The sequence below is a fragment of the Desulfofundulus luciae genome, assembly GCF_030813795.1.
Classification (GTDB): Bacteria; Bacillota; Desulfotomaculia; order Desulfotomaculales; family Desulfovirgulaceae; genus Desulfofundulus; species Desulfofundulus luciae.
The window spans coordinates 1-6,722 of the sequence record NZ_JAUSUX010000047.1; the positions used below are offsets into that span (position 1 = coordinate 1).

Consider the following 6,722-nt stretch of genomic DNA (forward strand, 5'->3'; position numbering starts at 1 on the left):
ACGGAACTGGTGGGCAACGCATATGAAGCATTCAGAGCACTGGGAATCCGGCCACCCCTAAAGGTAGCTGAAATCAAAAACGACGGTAACGGCACCTGCAAACAAAATGCTCGGACTTCCGATGATTACCATACACCCTCATTATTGTAAAATAAAGGTAAATGTATTGTACGTCTTTAATTATTGCCCCGGAGCCCTTGATTTTCGGGAGGTCTTGATTTAAAAGTTTTAAACTTCGGTCAAAGAGATCTCTGAAAAAGTCAGGCTTTCGAAGCTCTCCACGTAGCACTACAGCAGGAAAAGAGAACCTCCATGCAGAAATAGAAAATAAAACCACAAAAGATGGAGGTATCTTTAGTTGTTTAGGAAAAATGACGGTCAGCTAAACTTTTTCGACCAGGAAATCTTTTCAAAGATGATCCCCCAGGACCATCCCCTGGTGAAGATAAAGAACAACGTGGATCTTTCCTTTGTGAACCAGGAAGTTGCCTGTCACTACTCGCCGGATACAGGCCGCCCCTGCATTCCTCCCTCGGTGCTGTTTCGCATCCTGTTCTTAGAAATCTGGGCCAACTTATCCGATGTGCAGGTGTGCCGGGAGCTACAATATAACGTGCTTTACCGGTGGTTTTGCGACCTGGCCTGGAGTGACCCTGTGCCGGATCCCTCCACACTGGTGGTTTTCCGCCGGCGGCTTGGCGAAGAAGGTTTCCGCCGGCTTTTTGACCGGCTGGTGGAAGACCTCCAGGCAAAAGGGTTTATCAAGGACAAATTGGTGCTGGTGGACGGCACGAAGCTGGTTGCCCATGCAGCGGCCAAGAACACCCTTACGCTGGTGCGGGAGGGCAGAGCACGGCTGCTTAAAACTCTGGCCCAAAAGTCCCCGGAGGAGGCGAAAAAGCTTTCCCGTTATGCCGAACCCCTGCCTGACCGGGAGTATTCTTCCCAGGCTGAGCTCCTGGCGACAGAAAAGGAAGTGGGCCGGGAGCTGGTAGCCGCCCTCAAGCAGCACAAAGAGGAACCTGCACTGAAAGAAGAGCTGGCCCTTTAGGAGAGGGTGCTAAACGGTGAAGGAGTGGGCAGCTTTGCCGACCCCGATGCCCGCTGGGGCTTCAAGAGAATGAGCCCTTTTTTGGTTACAAGGTGCACGCTACGGCCACCGAGGAAGGTTTCGTGACGGCGGTAAAGGTTACCCCTGGCAATGAGGCTGAAGCACCCCAGTTGCCCGAACTAGTGGAAGAGACCTCAAGAAGGGGCTTACGACCACGCCGTCTGACTGCCGACAAGGGCTATGATTACCCGAACATCCATGAATACCTCCAGGAAAGGAATATCAGGCCTTATATTCCGGAAAGGGCGTCCGCTAAGAAGGAAACTGGCTTCACTTATGATGGTGAAAAGGACTGCATGGTCTGCCCCCAGGGTAAGGTTTCCATTGGTAAGACTGAGCACCAAAATGGCGGCTACATCTACTACTTTTCCAAGAAGGACTGCCAGAAGTGTCCTTTAAAGCAGGGTTGCCTTGGCGAAGGGAGCACTCATAAAAGGGTCTACCGCAGCGAATCACCGCTCAAAAAGGTACGCGCCAAATGTCTAAAAGTAGCCATGAGGGTGAGGAAAGGGATAGAAAGGGTTTTCGGCCATGCCAAGACCTGGCATAAGATGGCCCGCGTCCGCTATCGTGGGATAAAGCGCGTGGCTCTACAGGTCTTTTTGACTTTTATGGTAACAAATGCTAAGAAGGCAGTGCTGGTAGGGTAATGTGAGAACTGCTGAGCCTAAATATGGCAAGGCTTTGAGAGTATACAATTCAAATTAGTGCCACGCAATTTGTTCCATTTTATGGGTAGCTTGGTAGATGTGATGGGTTGTTCTTTGACCCAATTTTTCAGAGACCTCATAAAACAAACTTGCCTGTCACCTTCGACAACACCACCGTCACGGCTTACGGTAACTTTGGTTTGTTTGAAGGACTGAAGCAAGCCATTGGCTTTGCCGATATCTTACGGCAGCATCTCACAGTCAGAAGGCATCATAACTGTAGCTATAGCGCCGCCGAACTCATTGCGACCATGATTGATTGCGCGGCCTCGGCCTCCTTCCAAACAATTTGTAGCAACTGAGATACATGACCAGCTTTCTGGGAAGGTGTACCCGCCGGTCCTTTAGTAGTCCTGGAGTCTCCGGTTTTGGCACTCTGGTTGGGCGAGAAGGCAATGTGCAAACTGGGCTGGATCGCTGATGCATTAGGGAGCCTGGCTAAGAAGGCACCTGATCAGGATAGAGAGATATTAAGTTCTTATACGGTCAAAAGTGTTAATGATTTGTTCGGAAGGCGCCTACAACGAAAGGGGCATAAGGTGAATGGCGGCCTGTAAGCCACAAATAGAAAAGGAGAGGGATAACTACCCCTGCCAGGGAAACGGCAAAGTATTGTTTATCGCTTCTGTCTATACTCACTTGGCTGCCTTTCACATCCCTTTTATGAAGCTGTTGCAGGAGAAGGGCTATGAGGTTTACGCGGCGGCTTCTTCCGCCGAAGGGCACAAGGAGGATGTAGAGGCAGAGGGGGTGACCTGTTGGGAGGTTCCCTTTACCCGTTCCCCTTACGGCTCCGCTAACGTATTGGCCTACCGCCGGTTGCGAGCTTTGTTAAAGGAGCATCGCTTCGACCTCATCCACGTCCATACCCCGGTGGCCGCTTTCCTGGGACGGTATTTAGCCAAGACCACTCACCAGGGACCCGTTTTATACACGGCCCATGGCTTTCATTTTTATAAAGGCGCCCCGCGTCGCAACTGGCTTATTTATTATAATGCCGAGCGCCTGGCCGCCCCTTGGACGGACGGGCTGATTGTTATGAATGGTGAGGACTTTGATAACGCCCGAAGGCTTGGTTTTGAGGCGGGAAAGAACCTTTTTTACGTCCACGGCGTTGGGGTGGATCTGAGCAAGTTCTCTACCCCGGTTGCAGAGAAGGGGAGCGTGCGTGCTGCGCTGGGCATAGACCCTGACGACGTGGTAATAACCTGCGTGGCGGAATTGAATGAAAATAAGAACCACGCCTTTCTCCTTGACGCTTGGCGGGCGTTTATAAGGAGGTACGGTTATGGTCACTTATTGTTGGTAGGCACTGGGGAAAAAATGGTTGTCCTGCAACAAAGGGTGGAGCAAGAGCGGATACCCAGAGTTCATTTTTTGGGCTATCGCAGGGACGTGCCGCAAATTCTTAGTGAAACAGATATTGTCACCCTGGTTTCCAAGCGTGAAGGCCTACCTAAAAGCATCATGGAGGCCATGGCCGCCGGCAAGCCGGTGGTGGCCACCAATGTGCGTGGCAACCGCGATCTGGTGGAACACGAAAAAACGGGGTTGCTGGTGGAGCTTGGCGATGTGGATGCCCTGGCTGCGGCCATCGAAAAGCTTGTTTCAGATCCTGAGCAGCGGGCCGCCATGGGTGCGGCCGGGCGGGAGAAGATCCAGGACTACTCCTTGGAGAAAGTTCTGACGGAGATGGCCGCTATCTATGACCGCTACCTAAAGTAGGAGGAAGCGGATATTAACTTCGTTAAGTGCCCCCTGATAGCTGATCAACGAATGCTTATAAAGCAAGTGACATTTTCTTTTTGTGTTTGGGGTATGTTGGCATAGGTGAGTAGCAAACCGGGCTAAAGGGGATTAACCTATGTTCGGGGAAATATGGGCTTTATTGCGTCCGCATATTGTAGGTGCGTTAATAGGAACGATCTTAACATTTGTTTTTGAAGGAGCTATTAAAGCTTTTTTCAGATCCACGTGGAGAAAGATTAAACGTTTGGCACGGATTTTCGTCCGGAAGCGGACAGTTTTTGGGGAAGAATTCATGCTGGGCAAACAAAAGTTGCCATGGATAGTTATTGATGGTGGGCACGGGGAAGCATATGATCCTGGTGATCTTGAATGCCGGTATGTGAAAGAGCTGGTAGAATTACCGGAGGAAGTACAGAAGCTGAGAAAGATCGTTGTTGAAGAGGAGCAACGACAGGCCAGCGCATCGCACCTCCGCGCTGCGTGGAATGGGAGCCGTTATTACCTTCATTCTTTTGTTATTGACCGCGAACCCGGTGATGAACGGAGCAGATTAAAGTTTATTTTCGGTCCCAGCGACTATTATAATTTTCTGGCCACTTCTCCTGTTTTAGATCGGCCGTTAAATGATGCTTTGCCCGGTGTAACGTTGCGCAGCAAGTATTTGAAAGATCTGGACCCCTGGTCGAAGCCGGTAAGTTTCCTTGCCCATAGTTTCGGGATTAACCTTGCCGTCATTACCCGTGATGAATACATGGTTTTCGCGCAACGTTCACCAGGTACTTTTTCCCGGCCGGGGTATTGGAATGTGCCGGTAAATGAGGGGTTACAACGTCCATTCGACAATGACGAAACGGGGGCGCCTGATTTCTTTAAAGCAGCGGCCCGGGGCCTTTATGAGGAATTGGGTATATCGTTGGGGCGCGATTATAAGGAAAAGCCCAAGTTTGTTAGCTTTGGCCTGGATACTCAATTTTACCAATTTGGTCTGCTGGGATTTATCCGGATTCAACTCACGTTGGATGAGTTGCTAGCCATCCGTGCTTCAGGCGTAAAAGATAAATGGGAGGCAGTAAAAGTAGACGCGGCGAAGATGGAATTGGATAAAATTGTGTCATTCGTTCGCGATCACGAACCTTGGGCTCCGTCTGGATTGGTTTGTATTTTCCATACGCTAATTGCAATATTGGGGAAGCCGATAGCCGTGCACCGTGCCTTTGAACAGATTGGGGTAAAGAAAATAACCTTAGAGGCTCCCCGGTTATCGGCATGATTATATCACGATCATAAATCTGCATCTTTGGTTGGTTTTAGTTGAAAAATACTCGAGGTATTCACCTGTAGCGAGGCTTTTCTGGCAACTTTTGATAAAAATGTTTTCTGAATCCTGGCGAGCGCAGGGGGTTATTGCTGCCTGATGGAAGAAAAAATGTGCTGTTCAATAAGCCCCGGATTGTTTCGGTCAGCCGGCGCACCGACATTCCCGCCTTTTACGGGGAGTGGTTTATGCAGCGGGTTCGCCAGAGGTGGGCGGTGAGTTGCAATCCCTTTAGCCGCCGGGCCGTCCGGGCCTCGCTACGGTCGGGAAACGAACGTCTATCCGGGCAATTAATTCGTGGTTATTTGAATTGGGGTTCTATGGTAAATAACGGTTTTGAAAGACCGAATGGAATTAAAATACGAATGGAATCAAAATATTATGTTAATAGAACTGTTTATATAGAGAAAAAATAACCTGGTGGGTGAAGTAAAATGACCAGCGGTAGGCTGCTGAGGCAGTTGATTAAAATAGGTGCCCGGGACGGCGGGGAGGAGTTTCGCCGGGTGGCTGAAGAAGTTATCCGGGAAGAGCGCTTAAAAAATCATCATCTTTTGGCTAATGATCTGGAGCGTATTCTTTATGGAGAACATTCGGACCCGGGTAGAAAAAGTTTTCCGAGAGTATTGTATGATATTCCCAGGGACCGGGAACGGGGATTGCCGCTCCTTGCAGTTCGTGAGCCGGTGCGGTATCTGCAGGACATAGTTCTTTCTGACGTTAACAAATCTATATTGGAAGAAGTGTTGCTTGAAAATAGCCGTGCCGAAGTGCTGGCCAGTTACGGTCTAAAACCCATTTCCCGCCTTTTGTTTTGCGGGCCGCCGGGATGCGGGAAAACTTTAGCGGCAGAGGTTTTGGCCGCCGAATTGGGTTTGGAACTGGCGGTTGTCCGTTTTGATGCGGTAGTTTCTTCCTTCCTGGGGGAAACGTCGGCCAACCTTCGGAAAGTATTTGATTTTTTGGAAACAAGCTGCTTTGTTGCTTTGTTTGATGAATTTGACGCGATTGGAAAGACCAGGGATGATCTTGGCGAACATGGAGAACTCAAGCGGGTTGTCAATTCTTTTTTGCAGATGATGGATGGTTTCCGTGGAAAAAGTATTTTAATTGCTGCTACCAACCACGAGCGACTTTTGGACAAAGCTTTGTGGCGTAGATTTGATGAGGTACTGTTTTTTGAGCGGCCTAACTTAGAACAGATTCGGCAGTTGCTGATTGTTAAACTGAGGGGTGTCCGGTACGATCTGCCGCTGGAAGACCGTTCGTTTCTCAATCAGTTTAAGGGCTTTTCGCATGCCGACATCGAGCGCATTCTGATCCGAGCCATTAAAACAATGGTTCTCAAAGGAAGGGAGTTTCTTACTTTGGAACTGGTAGAAGAAGCGCGCAAGCGTGAGGAGGAAAGGCAGAATATTGTATTGAGGTTATAAGATCCGTGAAGAGGTGTTTGTGTTGGAGCGATATAACCACTTGAGATTGCAACGCCTGGTGCCGATTAATCCCCGGCGCGTTCGACCGGGGAGAAGTAACGTAACCGTCCCGTCAGATCCGCGGGCTCATGCACAGGAACTTTCCCGGCAACTGGAAAGGGTTGTCATAACGGCAGATAAGCAAGAACCGGGATTTGACCCCAATCTGCTGTTAAAAATTAAAGCGGTTGGAATTCAACCTGACGACCTGGAAAGCATTGAGGGCCTTCGGGTAGTCAGCCAGGAAGGGAGCGAACTGGTAGTTCTTTTTGTGTAGATTTTCAAATTGATTCGGGAAAAATCTTCAAATTAAATTGGGGCAACCAGCTGGTGGAACAAAGGAAATTCTCATTTTAAACCGGTAA

7 protein-coding genes are annotated in these 6,722 nt (G+C 49.4%); all 7 read left to right on the forward strand.

Translation table 11 applies throughout. The annotated features are described in order from the left end of the window. Positions 1 to 358: 358 nt before the first annotated feature. The 7 genes from J2Z49_RS14435 to J2Z49_RS14460 all read left to right on the forward strand — a co-directional run bounded on the left by J2Z49_RS14435 (position 359) and on the right by J2Z49_RS14460 (position 6,634). Complete coding sequence (locus J2Z49_RS14435; protein WP_307403851.1) at positions 359 to 1,051, forward strand: transposase; 693 nt, start codon at positions 359 to 361, stop codon at positions 1,049 to 1,051. A 53-nt stretch (positions 1,052 to 1,104) separates the two neighbouring features. After that, positions 1,105 to 1,761, forward strand: coding sequence for a transposase (locus tag J2Z49_RS14440; protein ID WP_307403860.1), 657 nt, complete (start codon positions 1,105 to 1,107; stop codon positions 1,759 to 1,761). Positions 1,762 to 2,364: 603 nt separating this feature from the next. Continuing rightward, positions 2,365 to 3,546, forward strand: a complete 1,182-nt coding sequence (locus tag J2Z49_RS14445; RefSeq protein ID WP_307403853.1) for a glycosyltransferase family 4 protein — start codon at positions 2,365 to 2,367, stop codon at positions 3,544 to 3,546. A 139-nt stretch (positions 3,547 to 3,685) separates the two neighbouring features. Then, positions 3,686 to 4,840: a hypothetical protein gene (locus J2Z49_RS14450; RefSeq protein WP_307403854.1), complete on the forward strand. Its 1,155-nt coding sequence runs from the start codon at positions 3,686 to 3,688 to the stop codon at positions 4,838 to 4,840. Between the two features lie 158 nt (positions 4,841 to 4,998). Continuing rightward, the gene (locus J2Z49_RS14865; protein WP_407650103.1) at positions 4,999 to 5,301 is read left to right on the forward strand and encodes a DUF1848 family protein; all 303 of its coding nucleotides are present in this window, start codon (positions 4,999 to 5,001) and stop codon (positions 5,299 to 5,301) included. Between the two features lie 90 nt (positions 5,302 to 5,391). Further along, positions 5,392 to 6,318: an AAA family ATPase gene (locus J2Z49_RS14455; RefSeq protein ID WP_307403856.1), complete on the forward strand. Its 927-nt coding sequence runs from the start codon at positions 5,392 to 5,394 to the stop codon at positions 6,316 to 6,318. Between the two features lie 22 nt (positions 6,319 to 6,340). After that, entirely contained in the window at positions 6,341 to 6,634 is a 294-nt protein-coding gene (locus J2Z49_RS14460) for a hypothetical protein (RefSeq protein WP_307403858.1), read from the forward strand. Positions 6,635 to 6,722: the final 88 nt, after the last annotated feature.

Excerpts from the sequence above, each read along its gene's own strand:
- J2Z49_RS14445 (WP_307403853.1), top strand. The coding sequence starts at position 2,365 with ATGGCGGCCTGTAAGCCACAAATAGAAAAGGAGAGGGATAACTACCCC.
- J2Z49_RS14450 (WP_307403854.1), top strand. The coding sequence starts at position 3,686 with ATGTTCGGGGAAATATGGGCTTTATTGCGTCCGCATATTGTAGGTGCG.